The 16,301-nt window shown below is 46.2% G+C and carries 12 protein-coding genes; all 12 read left to right on the top strand.

Going from position 1 to position 16,301, the window contains the following annotated elements; all coding sequences use genetic code 11:
- The first annotated feature begins 139 nt into the window (after positions 1-139).
- The 12 genes from FQ608_RS03235 to FQ608_RS03180 all read left to right on the top strand — a co-directional run bounded on the left by FQ608_RS03235 (position 140) and on the right by FQ608_RS03180 (position 16,294).
- On the top strand, positions 140-3,460 hold the full coding sequence (locus FQ608_RS03235; RefSeq protein ID WP_158856380.1) for a hypothetical protein: 3,321 nt from the start codon (positions 140-142) through the stop codon (positions 3,458-3,460).
- Between the two features lie 14 nt (positions 3,461-3,474).
- Positions 3,475-7,959 carry a DUF6443 domain-containing protein gene (locus FQ608_RS03230; RefSeq protein WP_234364040.1) on the top strand — a complete coding sequence of 1,495 codons (4,485 nt, stop codon included), beginning with the start codon at positions 3,475-3,477 and terminating at the stop codon, positions 7,957-7,959.
- Entirely contained in the window at positions 7,947-8,675 is a 729-nt protein-coding gene (locus tag FQ608_RS03225; RefSeq protein WP_158856379.1) for a hypothetical protein, read from the top strand. Before FQ608_RS03230 ends, FQ608_RS03225 begins: the two co-directional genes overlap by 13 nt.
- Before the next feature lie 964 nt (positions 8,676-9,639).
- Positions 9,640-10,026 (top strand): ribbon-helix-helix domain-containing protein, encoded by a 387-nt coding sequence (locus FQ608_RS03220; protein WP_234364039.1) that lies wholly within the window; start codon positions 9,640-9,642, stop codon positions 10,024-10,026.
- Positions 10,023-11,510 (top strand): relaxase/mobilization nuclease domain-containing protein, encoded by a 1,488-nt coding sequence (locus tag FQ608_RS03215; RefSeq protein ID WP_158856378.1) that lies wholly within the window; start codon positions 10,023-10,025, stop codon positions 11,508-11,510. The genes FQ608_RS03220 and FQ608_RS03215 overlap by 4 nt, the downstream gene beginning before the upstream one ends.
- 11 nt (positions 11,511-11,521) lie before the next feature.
- On the top strand, positions 11,522-12,166 hold the full coding sequence (locus FQ608_RS03210; protein ID WP_158856377.1) for a ParA family protein: 645 nt from the start codon (positions 11,522-11,524) through the stop codon (positions 12,164-12,166).
- The gene (locus tag FQ608_RS03205; RefSeq protein ID WP_234364038.1) at positions 12,145-12,489 is read left to right on the top strand and encodes a hypothetical protein; all 345 of its coding nucleotides are present in this window, start codon (positions 12,145-12,147) and stop codon (positions 12,487-12,489) included. The genes FQ608_RS03210 and FQ608_RS03205 overlap by 22 nt, the downstream gene beginning before the upstream one ends.
- Before the next feature lies 1 nt (position 12,490).
- On the top strand, positions 12,491-12,838 hold the full coding sequence (locus FQ608_RS03200) for a hypothetical protein (RefSeq protein WP_158856376.1): 348 nt from the start codon (positions 12,491-12,493) through the stop codon (positions 12,836-12,838).
- Between the two features lies 1 nt (position 12,839).
- Positions 12,840-13,157, top strand: coding sequence for a DUF4134 family protein (locus tag FQ608_RS03195; protein WP_158856375.1), 318 nt, complete (start codon positions 12,840-12,842; stop codon positions 13,155-13,157).
- Between the two features lie 56 nt (positions 13,158-13,213).
- Positions 13,214-13,519 (top strand): DUF4134 domain-containing protein, encoded by a 306-nt coding sequence (locus tag FQ608_RS03190; RefSeq protein ID WP_158856374.1) that lies wholly within the window; start codon positions 13,214-13,216, stop codon positions 13,517-13,519.
- Positions 13,519-13,824, top strand: coding sequence for a DUF4133 domain-containing protein (locus tag FQ608_RS03185; protein WP_158856373.1), 306 nt, complete (start codon positions 13,519-13,521; stop codon positions 13,822-13,824). The genes FQ608_RS03190 and FQ608_RS03185 overlap by 1 nt, the downstream gene beginning before the upstream one ends.
- Entirely contained in the window at positions 13,796-16,294 is a 2,499-nt protein-coding gene (locus tag FQ608_RS03180; RefSeq protein WP_158856372.1) for a TraG family conjugative transposon ATPase, read from the top strand. The genes FQ608_RS03185 and FQ608_RS03180 overlap by 29 nt, the downstream gene beginning before the upstream one ends.
- The last annotated feature ends 7 nt before the right edge of the window (positions 16,295-16,301 follow it).

Raw genomic sequence — 16,301 nt, 5'->3', positions numbered from 1 at the left:
TGATTATAATTGCGAGATTCCAGTGACCACTAAAAGACAATTATAAACACATGAAATCGAGCATGACGAGATCGTCACACAGTGGGATGATTATAATTGCGAGATTCCATCTGACCATTGAAAAAAAAATTATAAACAGATGAAAAGACTTTTATCTATACTATGGGTTTTTTGTATAATAGGCCCCGGCATGGGACAGGGATATATAGGTCCCTCACCTGATGCTATGGGATTGTTCCGGCAGGCTAGTGTCGGGGTAAGCCACTACACCGGAAGTGCGAATATCGGAATTCCGTTGGGAGAAATCAGCGGTAGGGAACTTGGTGTGGGGCTTTCTTTATCCTACAACAGTTTTGGACATAGGGTGCAGGATGTGGCCTCCTCTGAGGGGCTCGGCTGGAGCCTGCAGGCCGGAGGCATGATATCCCGGGTGGTCAGGGGCACGCCGGATGACCTTACCGGTGGGTTTTGCATGAATTCCGCTACGGATAAAGAACCGGATTTGTTTATTTTTTCCTTTATGGGTCGGACCGGAAAATTCGTCGTTAGTCAAACCAAGCAGGTTGTACTCTTTCCCTTTCAGGATTTGAAAGTGATTCCCGGGATGTGCGGTTTAGGTGATACGTGGGAAATAATTGACGAAAACGGCACAAAATACCATTTTGGGACAACCGTCGGATCAAGAGAAAGAACTTCGACATGGAAAGGGACGCTGGTACAACCGGAATACACCTCTACTTGGTACCTTACAAAAATCATTTCCGCAAACGGGACAGATGAGATCACTCTGTCTTATGCAGCGGCGTCTCCTTATTCTTACGTCAATTATTATTTTGAAAAAGACGATGGTTACTGTTCTTCCCCAGAAAAAAATGAAAGTGTTACAGTTACCGTAAGAAGTTCAAAACTGACTGAAATATCCTCATCAGGTGGTAAGGTGCTACTTACTTGGAACACTCAGCGAAAGGATCTACAGGGAGCCCGTTCTCTTGCTACCGTTTCATTCGTTGACAATACGGGAAAGGCTGAAAGTAAATATTATTTTGAGTATGGTTATTTCCAGGGTTGTCAGGAAGCGGATAATCTTTGTAAGCGGTTGAAACTTGAAAAAATATATGATATCTCTACCACCCCTCTGTATGAGTTTCAATATAATGAGACAGTTAACCTTCCCTCAAGAATATCAAAAAATATCGATTACTTGGGGCTGTACAACAACAACACCGTTAATAGTTGGATTCCGGCAATCACTGACCCGTCAAGTTATAGCGGAGCTAGCCGAACTCCGGACACAAACCGCATGAAGGCCAACCTGCTGACCAGAATAAACCAACGCGGAGGCAGCCATACGCTTTTCACCTATGAGCCGCACAGCGGCTTCTATGGGTCAACTTTCAACGCTGTCTTAAGCGGCAACCGAATTAAAAGCATCTCGAACTACAGTGACGGAAACCTTTTGCAGACTACAAATTATAAATACGTGAAGGAAAACGTACCTTCTGAATCAAGTGGTATACTTTTTAGAAAACCCGTATTCCGATATTATACAAATTTTCCGGGATTGACTGTTAAGCGCTTTTCCCATACTTACCTTGAGATGTTTGATGTAAACGGGACTCACGTAGGATATTCCAGTGTCGAAGAAGAAATTGTAGGTAAGGGATTTATGGTCTATACATTTACCAACTACGCTGAATTTCCCGATGAGGATTTTAACGGAAATCCGGTCAACGATCAAGATCCTGTTGTTTCTCCCACATCCCGATTCTGGGAAAGGGGCAATGTGAAGACCATCACCGCTAAAAAGCTTAACAACACGGATGTGATCTATAAGGAAACATACGAGTACAACCACAACATACCGGATAAAGCGGTAGTCACAGCTACCAGGCCTAATCCATTTAAATTCAGTTGTTTTAATCAGTCACTAACATCCCAATACCGTATTATTTCAAAACCTTTCACGGTAACAAAAAAAATAACTGAAGTACATGATCAAGATGTTTCCACCAGAAAAATAACCAACATAGAGGAATACGCCTACAACCCGATTACCTTTCAACTTATAGAGAAAAAAGCGTATAACAATGCCATTCCTAGCGAAAAATATATTAGCAGGTACAAGTTCGTAACCCATGCCGACTATAACGTTGCGACCAGCCAGTCCCAGGCTTGCGAAAACACATATTACCAGTGTGGCCAATCATGTGGCGTAAACAATTACTCCTGTTGGAATACCTGCCAGGAGAATTTCTATACCTGTATGAATACGGCGTCAAGTGATGAACGTGTTGTAGCAATTCAAGCCCTTAGAAATAAGCATGCGCAAAATGTAGTAGTGGAGGAACAAAGCTGGCTGGAAAAAGGGGGAAGCCAATTTTTTCTGGGAGCTGGAATTACACTTTTCAAACGAACGGAACCGTCTTCCAATAAAATTGTCCCGGCAAGTACATGGTACAGCAAAAAAGTCACAGGTACATATTCAGGGTCACACATCTCCTCCACGAATTTTGTCCTACCAGCGTCGTTCGTACAATCGGATGTCTACAACGAATACGACCTGGCAACGGCCAAGCTGACGAAATCTACAGGCGGAGACGGCACGGTAACCCAAATGACATGGACATACAACGGAATACTTTTGGCAGGAACAACGTTAAATCCGGGTCAATCCCAGTTGACAAAGTCGTTTGAATACCGGCCACTGGTAGGACCTGTGAAGGAAACCGACACCAACGGAAACTTTGGACTTACGGAATACGATGAGTTCGGACGGGTTAGGCTGGCGAAGGATAAGAACAATAACATTTTGATGCGAAACCGATACCATTACCAAAACGAGCGTGCGGGAATGCGGATCAAATCGAATAGAATCGATGCGCTCACTAACCAACAGATTCAATTTAATCTGGATGACATTGTGTCGCCAGGGGGTGGCACGCCGGAATTTGCCTGGGACATGGACAATGGGACTGTCTATGATGACAGCCGTCTGACAACCTCCCTAAGTTATGCTACACCCGGATCTTACAACGTAAAGGCGGTAATGTTTACCAATGAGTTTGAGCCGTTTACGGCATCGAAAGAAGTGTTTGTGTGGCAGCCGCTAAATTTTTCACTTTGTATTGACGGTCCTCAGTTTATTGATCTGTGTTATCAGGATCCGGTGATTTTTGGCACTTGTACCCAGCAAAATAACCAGCCCACAAGTCCCATTGGGATTAAAGTTAATTTCAGCTCAGAGGGTTGTCCAAATGTCAATACGTTTTTATGGGAATACAAGAGACCTGGGGAGTCGAATTGGAACGTAATTAACAGTCTGGGTACGACAGCCGTACTTCCCCATCAAGCCTTTGTGCCCGGATATTACGAGATACGGTGCACCTATACCGACGGATGTAATTCTACCGTTGTCCGCACTACCTACGCAAGCTTTTATAAAAGTAATCCACTATGCTAATCAATCTGTTTTCCATGAAACGTTTACTTTTAATTTTGGCATTGACATCGGCTTTATCAACACTTTCTGCCCAGCAAGCTGAAATTGTCGAAAACGGCCAAAAAACACAGTATGAAAATACTTCCTACCTAGTAGTAGGTTCACTGGTGCTGAAACCAGGCTTTAACTTCAACTCAGCCAGCCAGGGCAACTTTTTCGCTCGGGCTTACGACAACGATCCCACCGTGGCGCCCTCTGAAACCAAAAGCTTTGTGCGGTCTGAGCAGGTGTATATAGCGGGAATAACCACAGACGACCAGGTAATTCCACTGCCCGTTGGGAGCAAAAGCGTCTCCTTCTCCTATTTTGACGGTATCGGCAGGCCCATCCAATCCCTGCAAATGCAGGGAAGTCCAGGTAAAAGTGACATTGTTCAGCCTGTCGCCTATGATGTGAAACAGCGGCCTTCGATCTCCTACCTGCCCTACCGCTCATCGGGTATCACCGGAGCATTCAGGACAAGCGCTGTTTCTGAACAAGGCAGTTTTTACGCCTCTCCGCCAATAGGGGTTACAAGTGACACCAAGGCTTACAGCAATGCGGTTTACGAAGATTCTCCCCTAGATAGGGTATTGTCAGTGAGCAACACAGGAAATGACTTTCAGCAGGTATATGCCTCGTCCCGGGTGAAGGTCAACACAGCCACCGATGCCGTAAGGCGCTGGGAAATAGTCAGTGGAAGGCCAAATTCCACGAGCACCTATCCGGCGAACAGCTTGTCGGTAGCCGAGACTATTGATCCGCAGTTACATATTACCCGTACCTTTTCGGACTTTGCGGGGCGTACAGTACTTTCCCGTTCACAGTCAGGAACCTCTTCTTGGTTCGATACCTATTATGTGTATAACAACTACGGTGAACTCCTTTTTGTCATACCACCGCAGTCATCCACCACCTTTGCCCCATCCCAGGCAGATGTGGATCTGTGGCATTTTCAGTATGAATATGACGTCTTGGGAAGAACGACGGGAACCAAGGCACCGGGTACGGATTGGCTCTATACCATATATGACCGCTGGGATCGGCCCGTACTCACCCAGGATGGTGTTCAGCGTGCGAAGACCCCTGCGGCTGAATGGTCATTTATCAAATATGATATCCATAACAGGCCGGTTGTTTCCGGTATCATTACATCCGCTGCGACACGGGCTTCTCTGACCACTGCCGTAGCCAACCATACTGTCAGAGCTGAGAATGACACTACTACCGCCGAAGGATACACACTCCACCGCACCTATCCAGTCAACCCTCCAGTCGACAATATACTGATGATCAGTTACTATGATAACTACCTATTCAGGGGAAATAATCAATGGTCTGACAACAATGCCTCCTATAATTTTCAGTCAGTCAGCCAGATTGTCACTGGACATACCCAAAACGTCAAGGGGTTGCTGACCGGCACCAAATCCAGAAGGCAGGGAAACTCTAATGCTTGGATGTACAGCGTGGTCTATTACAACGACGACTACCGGCCTGTTCAGACGGTCGCCTCCCACCAAATGGGCGGTGAAGGGACCGTAAGGTCGTCCACAAAATATGCGTTTTCCGGAGAGGTGGAAAAAACAAGAAACCATTATCAATACAATTTGAACACCGGTCTGGCTAGTACTACCATAGACCGGAGATATACCTACGACCATGTGGGACGGCCACTTAAGGTTTACCATAAGATCAACACCAACGCCGAGGTGATGCTTAGCCACTTTCAGTACAATGAGCTGGGCGAGGCCACCGACATCATCCACCACAGCCGGAACAACGGCAACACCTGGCTGTACAAGACCGGACTGAAGTCCACGATCCAGGGATGGACCGACGAGATGCTTTACACCTATTCAAACGGGGACCCCGTGTTCAGGCAGAAGCTGGATTACAACAAAGCCAGCGGCACCGGGAATACCACCAGACTTGATGGAATTATTACCTCCAACCAGTGGAAACATTACGGCTCCGAACCGGAAAGGGTGTACAATTATACCTACGATATCCCAAAAAGACTGACAGCCTCAACTTATCGGCAAAAAACAGGCACATCTTGGCTCACAAACAACCTCTACACGGAAAATGACATCGTCTACAGTGCCAACGGCAATATTACGGCACTCAAAAGAAACCGGGACAATAGTGGTACTGCCGTACAGATGGATGCGTTGGGATATTCCTACAACGGAAACCAGCTGACGTCCGTAATCGACAACGCCACCGCGGCACATAAAGCAGGCGGTTTCAATGACGGAAATCCCTCCGGTACGGATTACACCTACAACGGCAACGGCTTTATCGTAAGCGATGCCAACAAAGGTATATCCAGCATTATCTATACCATCAGTGACAAACCCCAGCGCATAAATTTTTCTACCGGACCCAATATAAGGTATACCTATAGCGGCGGCGGAGACCTGATGACGGTGACCAACCACAGTACTACTAACGGAGTGGCCACTAAAACTCTAGACTATGTGGGCGAGCTGGTCTTTGAGAACGATACACTGAAGGAAATCCGCCACGAGTATGGCCGGGTGCTGGCGGATGCGGGAAACCGCTACCAATATTACCTTACCGACCACTTGGGCAACACCCGGGTGGTACTGCAGGAAGACCCCGCTGACTTCACCGTATCGGCCACCTTCGAGCCTGATAATCTCGAGACGGAATCCATGCAGTTTATGGATTACGGCGAAGCACACCATATCGCTTCCTCCCTCTTTGACCATACCGGAACATCGGAAACTGGCTATGCCCTGCGTCTTACCAATGGCGAAACTGGCCCATCAAGATCCGTGGCGGTACTTCCGGGGGATACCGTACGCATGGAAGTATTTGCGAAATACCTGGATCTTGGGAACAAAAAAACAGATCCTGCTCTGATGGCCATTGCAATGGCGCTTGCCGGAGGCAGTTCTGCCAATATGGCCATCGACGGAGGCATCATCCCCCAGGCTCAACGGGTGGCGACAGAAAATAGCAGCCTTGCGGGTCTGCTGACAGGAAAACAACAAAACAACGACGCTCCCCCGGCCTACCTGAACTATCTCTTCTTCGACAAGGAGATGAACTACAAATACGGAGGCTATACCCAGATGACCGAGGCAGCCTACGAAGACGGCTCCAACCGGGAACATGAAAGATTATATCAGGAAGTAGTGGCGGATGAGCCGGGATATTTCTATATTTACCTGAGTAATGACGGCACGGAAGGTGGCGAAGCGTTCTTTGACGATTTTACAATCCTCACCCTTGAAAGCTACATCGTACAGCAGACGGATTACTACCCGTATGGGTTGATAGCCCGTAAATTTGTTCGGGCTGGCGAGAAGGAAACCAAGGAGCTATTCCAAGGCAAAACCTATGATGAGCTGACAGGGTGGTATGATTTCCATGCAAGGCAGTATGACGCTGCGCTGGGGAGGTGGTTTGGGGTGGATCCGCAGGATCAGTTTGCATCGCCTTATCTGGCAATGGGGAATAATCCGGTGATGATGGTGGATCCGGACGGGGAATTCGGGTTTGTTATTGTAGGTTTGGCAGTTTTTAATGCAATTAGGTCTGGAATTCAAGCAAATAATAATGGCGGAAATTTCTGGGGTGCTGCTGGGAAAAGCTTAGTTTTTTCTGCTCTAAATGCTGCAATCTCAGGAGGAATAGGAGGAATATTTGGAGATTTGGGAGCGACTCAAATTTTAGGTTCTAAGTTGCTTGGTGAGGTGGGGCGTGCAGGTACTCATGCACTGGCAGGGGGAGCATTGAGTTCACTAGGAGGAGGTGATTTCAAAAGTGGAGCAGCAGCATCCTTTTTCGGGTCATTGGCTGGATCAGGCTTAGGGGCATCCGGAGCGAAAGGAGGTCTAATGATTGGGGGAGCAGCATTAATAGGTGGTACAAGTTCATCAATTGCCGGAGGTGATTTTTGGGATGGGGCAGCACAAAGCGGGATTATGGCTACAGCAAATCACGTAAGACATAAAATGATTGAGTCTGGAAAGATCGGCGGAACTATATTAATTGATAAACAAGTTAACCCTCAAGGATTTGATTTTACTGATTATAAAGATTTGTTGCAGAGCAGATTGATCGGAGAAGGCTTTAGCCCAAAGACTAGGGTTGTTGATAATTCTATAGGAAATTCATTAAGTGCTTGGTGGAGAGGATCACCTACAGGAAAGGTAACTATCAGAAACTATACTTCTTCACGGGACACTAGAACTGGTCAAGCATTTTCTGAATTAGGTAATCCAAACTCGACCGTAGTTTATAATGAACTTGGACCAGAGACAACTGGAAAGGTTTTCCCAACATGGAGATATGTAAATGCTACCATTCACGAGTTGGGTCACGCATTATTCAGCTTTGGTCACACTAGCGGGATTATGAACAAGTTTGACGCATCCCGTAATCAGAATTCGAGCTTTAATCAAATTCAAAGAGAATATATCTTGGGAAGCAAATGGGGAAGATAAGGAAGTTTTTAGTGATTGCAATAATTAGCGTAATTGCCTCAGTTTTAATCAACAGGTTTATCCAGAGTCAGAGGTATCCAATCTTATTTAAGGTGTATCAAACTCGGGATCTTAGCGAAAAGTGGCTCTATAAACTATTAGGGGTCATACCAAAGGAATTTATTAATAGTTATTCCTTTTACGATATAGAGAATGGTAATGGTTATACATTGAAAAAAATTCAACGTGTAACTGAAATTCCTGTTGAGGTCGGTTACATCTTAGAGGTAAATAATGAAGCTGAGTTTATTACTGCCTTCTTATACTCTCTGATTAAGAACCAGAATTTAAAATGGATTAGTTACGAAAATCATCTAAATTATCTTTTTGATGTAGAGGTTTTCAATAAATATTTAAGGGTCTCGAAGGTTAAAGACCCTAAGGAAATAGTAGATAAATTGGCATATTTTTTTGCGGAAGGAGGTGAATTTAAAAAAGTCGAAAGCGGTTTGGATTTAAATTTACTCAAAAAGTATTATGAAGGAATATATAAGCCGATTCCAGACCCAGAGCTATTCTTAGTCAAAAGCAAAACGCTGAATTTTGCTGATTTTATTTATTTTTGGTATCCAAGGATGGGCTTGGTTCAATTTGAAGTGGATATTAAAGGAGATCAAGTAACTAAAGCGAATTTACAAATTGTAGGTTTTATGGGATTAGATTATCCTCCACTTTAGCAATAAAACTTAGCCATTTATCAATAAAGAATATTAGGTTAATTAAAAAAAACCATTGAATAAGTTGGATTAAAACTATTATCTGATCCCCAATAAATTAACAGACCTTATTTTATTAAGGAAGTTTTTGTAAAAATTGCCACAGCAGCTGAAGATTGTCTTTAAATACCTGTTTATCCGAATCCTATTTCTATATTTCCTTCCGGAGGCAATTGAGATGGAACGGGTGTAGACGGAGGCATAATTCTCCGCAAGTAACTCCCTAACTGAGTGTAAAATTCTCTACGGCCTTTTATTCCTAGATTCCCTTGAAGTCGTAATCTTTTCTAGGCCATTTGCAATGGCTTTCTAAAGAACTTCATTATAAATAAAAGCCGGCAATTTTGAACATTGTCTGGCCTAGGCCTTTAGACGCCTCCCAAACAACCATACCATTGTTCATTAATCTCTGGCTGGTCCAGATACGGCGAATGTTGAAGGAACCCCTAAACGTTAGAGTATCAAAAACCCCGGCGCAACCCAGGCTTTTTTCATTGGGTGAGTTTTTACCAATATCTTTTGTTATGTATGCGTCGAGGAACGTCTTTACAAAGTATTTGCACACCATGCAAGTTTTTGAATTTTGATCCGGTGATGAGCAGTTTTTGATGTTGAAGACCTATCAGTTTGGGAGTAAAAACCCAAATAGCTAGATTCAAGAGAGTTTCCCTTTTTTACTATGATCTTCTACTTTCCGCTACTATACTTTTTCCTCCTCAATAGCTGTCTTCCAAAACCCCATTAAACATCCACAAAGCCTTTCCCCAACCTAATCTTCCCAAGATACGTGTTCCATCCCCCCCTATCCCTATATACGCATACCTACGTATTCAGCTAAAATAGACCTTTTTGCGTATTTTATCCCACTTTTTTTATCCTTCTCTTTGGGTCATACAAATGTTGGCGGCTGCCAGCGGATACCAAGATGATACAGGAAACCCAGGAAAACAGAACCCACAAAATCACTTTTCGGCTTAATGACCGGGAGGTGAAATTCCTGGATGAGTTCTCCCAAAGTACAGGCATCTCCCGCAGCGACACGCTTAGAAAACTGATCCGAAAAATCCAAGGAGATGTCACCATCATCAAAACGGATAAACTCCTCAAAACGCTGAACATCCTCGCAGCAGAACAGGGCAGGGTCAACAATAACATCAACCAACTGGCCAAGCATGCCAATCAGTATTCCAACGTGGCGGACTTGGACCCCAAAGTCTTTGCGCAGTTCAACAGTCTCCTTGTCCGGCACCTGGACTATCAGGAGGAAATCAACCGGACTTTCCGGAAAATCTACAAAACCATCAGCCAATGACTGTCAAGATCCTTTCCTCGACCAGTACCTTCAACGGTGTGTCATACAACACCAACAAGACGCAGTCCGCCAAGGGAGAACTGATGACGTTTAAGAATTTCGGCTATCTACAAACCGCACAAAAAGTCACGCCGGATGAAATGAAGACCTTTCTAAAAGTCCACTCCAACCGGAATAGCAGGGTAAAACAGCAGCAATTTCATGCCATGATTTCCTGCAAAGGAAGGGAATTTGACAAGAAGGAGCTTACCGAAATCGCCGAAAAGTGGCTGCGCAGCATGGGCTATGGGGACAACCCCCACCTGGTGGTCTTTCACAGGGACACCAAAAATAACCATGTCCACATGGTCTCCTCCCGAATTGACAACAATGGCAAAAAGATAAATGACAGCATGGAACGTATCCGGGCACAAAAAAGCATGCTGGAAATTATGGACCGGAATCCGAAAAATGAATGTACCAAGTTGATAAATGAGCTGAACAAGTTTTCTTTTTCCACCCTCAACCAAGCCAAGTTGTTCCTTGAAACACGTGGCTACAGCCTAACCGAAAAAGACGGCAATCTTTCCCTGTATAAGTTCGGCCTGCTTCAGGGAGAACTGCCCATCAAGATACTAACCGATATCACCGAATCCTATAGCCCCGTTAAGGCAAGAATAAAACAACTACACGCCCTATTCGACAAATACAAAAAGGTGTACAGCAGTGCCCCGGTCCCTACCTTTGAACCGCTAAAGGGCAACCGTCTCGGAAAACCAACCGGATACCGCTCGGAAATGGCAGATTTTCTAAGGGAAAAATTCGGTGTGGAGCTGGTGTTTCACGGAAAGGACGGAAGGAGTCCCTACGGCTATACCGTTATTGACCACAGCAAAAAAGCCATTTTTAAAGGAGGCGAAATCTTCCCACTGAGGGACCTAATGCATGAGGAAACCGCCGACAAAGTCAAAGTCGTCAACTTTGCATCCAGGGCAGATAAGGAAGCTTATACTCAAATCACCGGGACCTCGGATACGGTATTCAGATTCAAACGCTTTCCAAAGCAAGCCGCCTACCGGCCAAAATTGCTTTCGGTATTATCCGACTATCCCAATTACCAAAAGGGATTGGATGAATTCCGGCTCCACCTGTTGGTAAACGACAAACGACTGTACCTGCTGGACAGTCAGGAGCGGTTTTTTATCGGCTTGGAGGCAATTCTCCGGGCCGAGGAATACAACCGCTTTGCGGGATTAATGGATGTTCCGACCATTGATGTAAAGGAGCCCGTCACAAGGGGAATTTCCGGTTCTGCGTATCCCCTTCGGAATCAGCAGGACAGCAACAGCCCTACTCCCAATTCCCTTGAACGATCAAATCACGAATCCGAAAAGGAAACGGCATTGCCACTTAGTCTGGAAATCCACCAGGATGTGGATGATGAAGCCATGCACGGAAGAAGGCGAAACAAAGAGAAAGGCAACAAACGCAAAAGCATCAGATAAAACCACTGCATATGATAATCCTATTCGCAAACCAAAAAGGAGGAGTCGGAAAAAGCACCCTTTCGGTCCTGTTTTCCAACTACCTCACACTAGCCAAAAACAAGCCCGTCAAGGTCTATGACATGGACTTTCAGCGGTCGCTCTATAACAAGGCGCAGGCCGCCGAGGTAATTGAAAACACCCCGCTTTATCCGGTGGAAGCCGCCGAACTTTCCCAGTTTGGCGCCATCCGGAAAAAAGCAGACAAAGAGGAAAACCGGGTAAGCATCATTGACCTGGCAGGCAAAATGGACGATGACGAGCTGGTTCCGGTATTTCGAAATTCTGACCTGATCCTCTGTCCCTTCAGCTATGACGAATACTCGGTATCCTCTACCATCGAATTCTCCTTTGTGATCCTAAAGATCAACCCCAAAGCCAAAATCATTTTTATCCCCAACCGGGTAAGAAGCAGCGTCAAATACGAAACCATGAAATCCGTGCAGGAAGCATTGAAGAATTTCGGGGTGGTGACCAACAGCATCACGGAACGGATCGACTTCCAGCGGATCACGACCCACGATATCCCGGACAGCATCATTGGGGTGATCGAGCCTGTTTTTGAATCCATTTACAACGAATATATCGACCCGTCATGGCACAAGATGACTACATAAAGACACTGATGAGCAGCTTCCGGCCAGAGGAAAATCTGACAAAGCGTGGAAAGGAAAGAAACCTTCCCAGTACCAAAACAGCGAAGACTATGAACGAAAACGGAAACATTCTCCCAGTATTGGATCAGGTAAGGGACCTGAACATAGAGGGTGACAAAAAGCGGCTGATCAAGATCGACCGAAGAAATGAGGAAATATTGAAGGTGATGTATCCGGTCTTTGCTGTCGATGTGACCCGTTTTGTCAATTTTCTCCTGACCAATTTCTTTCAGGAGCATCCGGAACTGATTGAGGAAATACGCAAATCATTTAAAAAACTCTGACATGGGATGGACTGAATTTATCAAATTTCTGGCATCGGGTTACCTGCTCTATTATGGGTTCCTGATCACGATGGACCTGCTAAAACCGGAACACGATGACCTAATTTCCGGAGAGGAAGACTTGGTTGAATTTCCGGAGGAAACCCTGGAACCCATTAATGACGTGGTGGAATCGCCCGCCGGATACTCCCCCACACCCGACCAAAAGCCGGGTGAAGAAGAAATGGAATCCCATACACTCTTAAGAGAAAACATCAACGAATCCACCGGAGGAATAAGCAGCATGGTGGATTTGTTCCAGCTGGCACAAAATGAGACAATCGACGTCAAAAAGCAACTGGTTTACTGATATGAGACCCCCACTCTTTCTATTAACAGTATTCTGCTTCGCTCTATTGACGGGTTCTGATTCCCTAGCCCAAATCCCTCCGGGCATACCCGAAATCAATGAAGGAAAAGAACATATGGCTCGGAACTTCAGGGCACTTTCCAGTGCGGTATTGGTTCTGGGATCACTGTTCGGCCTTATGGGCGGACTCCGGGTGTACCAGAACTGGCAGATGGGAAAACGGAATATTGACGTGGAAGTAGCCGGATGGTTTGGAGCCTGCATTTTCCTTTCCCTCTTGGGCCTTTTCCTCAGTTCGCTGTATCAGGTTCCGACCTAAACAACATAAAACCTCATTATCAATCCTACATACAATCCATTTAAACCACTTTAATCATGTACAAAAACAGCAAAAAAACAATCGGAAGTCTGGGTCTGGCAATGCTTGCCATCATTCAGGCAAACGCCCAAGGAGTGCAGGGAATCACCGCTGCGGAATCCTCCCTAATCGGCTATGTGGATCCCGTCGCCTCCCTCTGTCTGGTAATCGGTGCAGTTGTCGGTATCATAGGCGGGGTAAGGGTCTATATCAAATGGAACAGCGGAGACCAGGACATCAACAAAGAACTGATGGGCTGGGGAGGTTCCTGTCTCTTTATGGTCCTCGTCAGCGTGGTCATCAAGGCATTCTTCGGCGTGTAATGGATTTTCCCATCTACAAGGGGCTTCAAAAACCCCTGATCTACAAAGGCTTTCAGGGCAAGTTCATCGGCTGGGGAATCGCTTCCATGGTCTTGGGCTTGGTCCTCGGAGGCGTAGTGGGCAGCCTGACCGATATGGCATTCGGAGCTTTGCTTACTGTCGGCACCATTGCCGGAGGCCTGTATTTTACCAGCCGCCAGCAGAAAAAGGGCCTGCACAACAAAACCAGACACCGGGGGGTGTTCCTCCCCCCCACAAACCTAACACAGTATCACTATGGCAAAAAGGAGAAAGACACCCTTTAAACTTCCCTATCTCGGAACGGATACCTGTAACGGGTATGATATCCTTTACAACGAGAAAGGGGATTTTGGCGTCGTACTGGAAGTCAAAAACCCGGTTCCGCAGTATGCCGCCGATCCGGGCAACTATGACAGTTTCCACCAACTCTATGTTAATGCCATCAAAATTCTTGGCGAAGGCTTCCTGATCCAAAAGCAGGATATCCTGAGCCGAAGGCCCTTTGACCCCGAACCTTCGGGCGTTTACCTGCAACAAAAGTATGACGAACACTTTCGGGGCAGGATCTACACCTCCCACCAAACCTTTTTGGTCATTACCAAACGGGCAAAATCCGGGGTGTACACCTACAGCCAAAAACAGCTTGGCGATTTTACCCAGTCCGTGGACAAGATCGCAGCCCTCTTTACCCGCAGCCATCTTCCCGCCAAGGCGTTAAACAAAAACCAGATCAACCGCTATATCCGGCGTATCCTGTCCATGAATTTCCATGACGACCGGCTTTGCCTCAACAACCTGCTTGCGGGGGATGAACAGGTAGAGATGGGCAATACGGCTGTCCGCTCCATCAGCCTGATCAATACGGATATTATTGACCTTCCCCAGACGGTGGGCACCCACCGGGAACGGACTGACAAGGATACCCTCCGGGGTTTTCCCGTGGACAATATGGGGTTTCTCTTTTCTGTTCCCTACTTCCAAACCATGGTGTACAACCAGGTGATTGAAATTGTCCCCCAGACTTCAACCCAGCGGAAGCTCGAACTGAAACGCAAACGACATTCGGGCATTCCCGATCCGGCCAACAACATGTGCGTGGAAGATATCGACCAACTGCTGGAAGACATTACCAGAAACAACCAGCTACTGGTCAGTTCCCATTTCAACATATTGGTATCCGCACCTAAAGATCTGATCCAGGGAACGGCAAACTTTATCGAATCCTCGCTTTTTCAGCAGGGCATAATTCCTTCGAGAAATGCTTATAATCAACTGGAACTGTTTCGGACCGCGTTGCCCTGCAATACGGCGGAGCTAAAGTCCTACGATTATTTTCTGACCACCTCCGATGCGGCCCTATGTTTCTTTTTCAAGGAAACCCTGAGCCGGGATGAAGTCAGCAGTTTTCAGATCAGGCTAACTGACAGGCAGGGCATTCCGGTAAAGATTGACCCCGCAGACCTGCCCATGCAGACCAACCGAATTAACAACCGGAACAAGTTTGTGTTAGGGCCCTCGGGTTCGGGGAAGTCGTTTTTTATGAACGCACTAATCGAACAGTACTGCATGTACAACAAAAGCGAGGCACCCAGATGGCTGATGGATGTGGTGATTGTGGATACAGGACATTCCTACTATGGACTCTGCGCCTACTATGGCGGGAAGTACATTACTTATTCCGAACAAAACCCCATTACCACCAATCCCTTTGCTATTAACCCGGAAGAATACAACATCGAAAAAAAGGATGCCCTGCTTACCCTGATCAGCGTGCTGTGGAAATCCGCAGACGGTAAAATCTCCCAGGTGGAATCCGACGTGATATCCAACACAATTTCAGCCTATTATCAGGCCTGCTTTAAAGAAAGCCCGGAAATCAAGCGTCTCTGCTTTAACAGCTTTTATGAGTTTGCCCTAGAGTTTATCCCCAAGATGATCCGGGAAGAAAACATTCCCTTCAACATCGACGAGTTCCGATTTGTGTTGAAAAAGTTTTACAGGGAAGGCGAGTACGGCAGTCTGCTAAACGAAGAGGTGGACCAGTCCCTGTTTGGGGAGTCGTTTATCGTTTTTGAAATTGATTCCATCAAAGAGCACAAGGTGTTATTTCCCATTGTCACGCTGATCATTATGGATGTATTTATCCAAAAGATGCGTTTTCGGAGCAGGCAACGGAAAGCCCTGATCATTGAGGAGGCTTGGAAAGCCATCGCCTCCCCGCTTATGGCCAACTACATCCTGTACCTGTACAAGACCGTCCGGAAATTCTGGGGAGAGGCCATTGTCGTGACCCAAGAACTGGGTGACATCATCGGCAACACCGTGGTCAAGGATAGTATCGTGAACAACTCCGACACCGTCATTTTGCTGGACCAGACAAAATTCAAAGACCACTACAACGAAATCGCCTCCCTGCTTTCCATCAATGAACACGAACGGAAAAAGATCTTTACCATCAACCAGTTTGACAATACGGAGGGCAGGGGAAGATTCAAGGAGGTCTATATCCGCCGTGGTGCCACAGGGGACGTGTATGGGGTGGAAGTTTCCCTGCACCAATACCTGACCTACACCACGGAAAAGCCCGAGAAGGCGGCGGTGGAAATCTACGTCGACCGCTATGGTAATTATGAGAACGGCCTGGACCGCTTTGTTGCTGATTTTAGAGAATCCGGAAAAGAGCTTAATAGCTTTTTCACGATGGTAAATGATTTGGGAATTCCATACAGCGAAAGGAAAAATATATGGGCATAAACACAGC

Source organism: Lunatibacter salilacus (genome assembly GCF_009797935.1).
Lineage (GTDB): Bacteria > Bacteroidota > Bacteroidia > Cytophagales > Cyclobacteriaceae > Lunatibacter > Lunatibacter salilacus.
The sequence above is the reverse complement of the archived record's forward strand: the minus strand, read 5'-3'. Positions and strand labels throughout refer to the sequence as shown.

Bases quoted from the DNA above. Each gene is read 5' to 3' on its own strand.
- FQ608_RS03225 (WP_158856379.1), top strand. From the start codon at position 7,947: ATGGGGAAGATAAGGAAGTTTTTAGTGATTGCAATAATTAGCGTAATT.
- FQ608_RS03220 (WP_234364039.1), top strand. From the start codon at position 9,640: ATGATACAGGAAACCCAGGAAAACAGAACCCACAAAATCACTTTTCGG.
- FQ608_RS03200 (WP_158856376.1), top strand. From the start codon at position 12,491: ATGGGATGGACTGAATTTATCAAATTTCTGGCATCGGGTTACCTGCTC.
- FQ608_RS03205 (WP_234364038.1), top strand. From the start codon at position 12,145: ATGGCACAAGATGACTACATAAAGACACTGATGAGCAGCTTCCGGCCA.
- FQ608_RS03210 (WP_158856377.1), top strand. From the start codon at position 11,522: ATGATAATCCTATTCGCAAACCAAAAAGGAGGAGTCGGAAAAAGCACC.
- FQ608_RS03195 (WP_158856375.1), top strand. From the start codon at position 12,840: ATGAGACCCCCACTCTTTCTATTAACAGTATTCTGCTTCGCTCTATTG.
- FQ608_RS03190 (WP_158856374.1), top strand. From the start codon at position 13,214: ATGTACAAAAACAGCAAAAAAACAATCGGAAGTCTGGGTCTGGCAATG.
- FQ608_RS03180 (WP_158856372.1), top strand. From the start codon at position 13,796: ATGGCAAAAAGGAGAAAGACACCCTTTAAACTTCCCTATCTCGGAACG.
- FQ608_RS03230 (WP_234364040.1), top strand. From the start codon at position 3,475: ATGAAACGTTTACTTTTAATTTTGGCATTGACATCGGCTTTATCAACA.
- FQ608_RS03235 (WP_158856380.1), top strand. From the start codon at position 140: ATGAAAAGACTTTTATCTATACTATGGGTTTTTTGTATAATAGGCCCC.
- FQ608_RS03185 (WP_158856373.1), top strand. From the start codon at position 13,519: ATGGATTTTCCCATCTACAAGGGGCTTCAAAAACCCCTGATCTACAAA.
- FQ608_RS03215 (WP_158856378.1), top strand. From the start codon at position 10,023: ATGACTGTCAAGATCCTTTCCTCGACCAGTACCTTCAACGGTGTGTCA.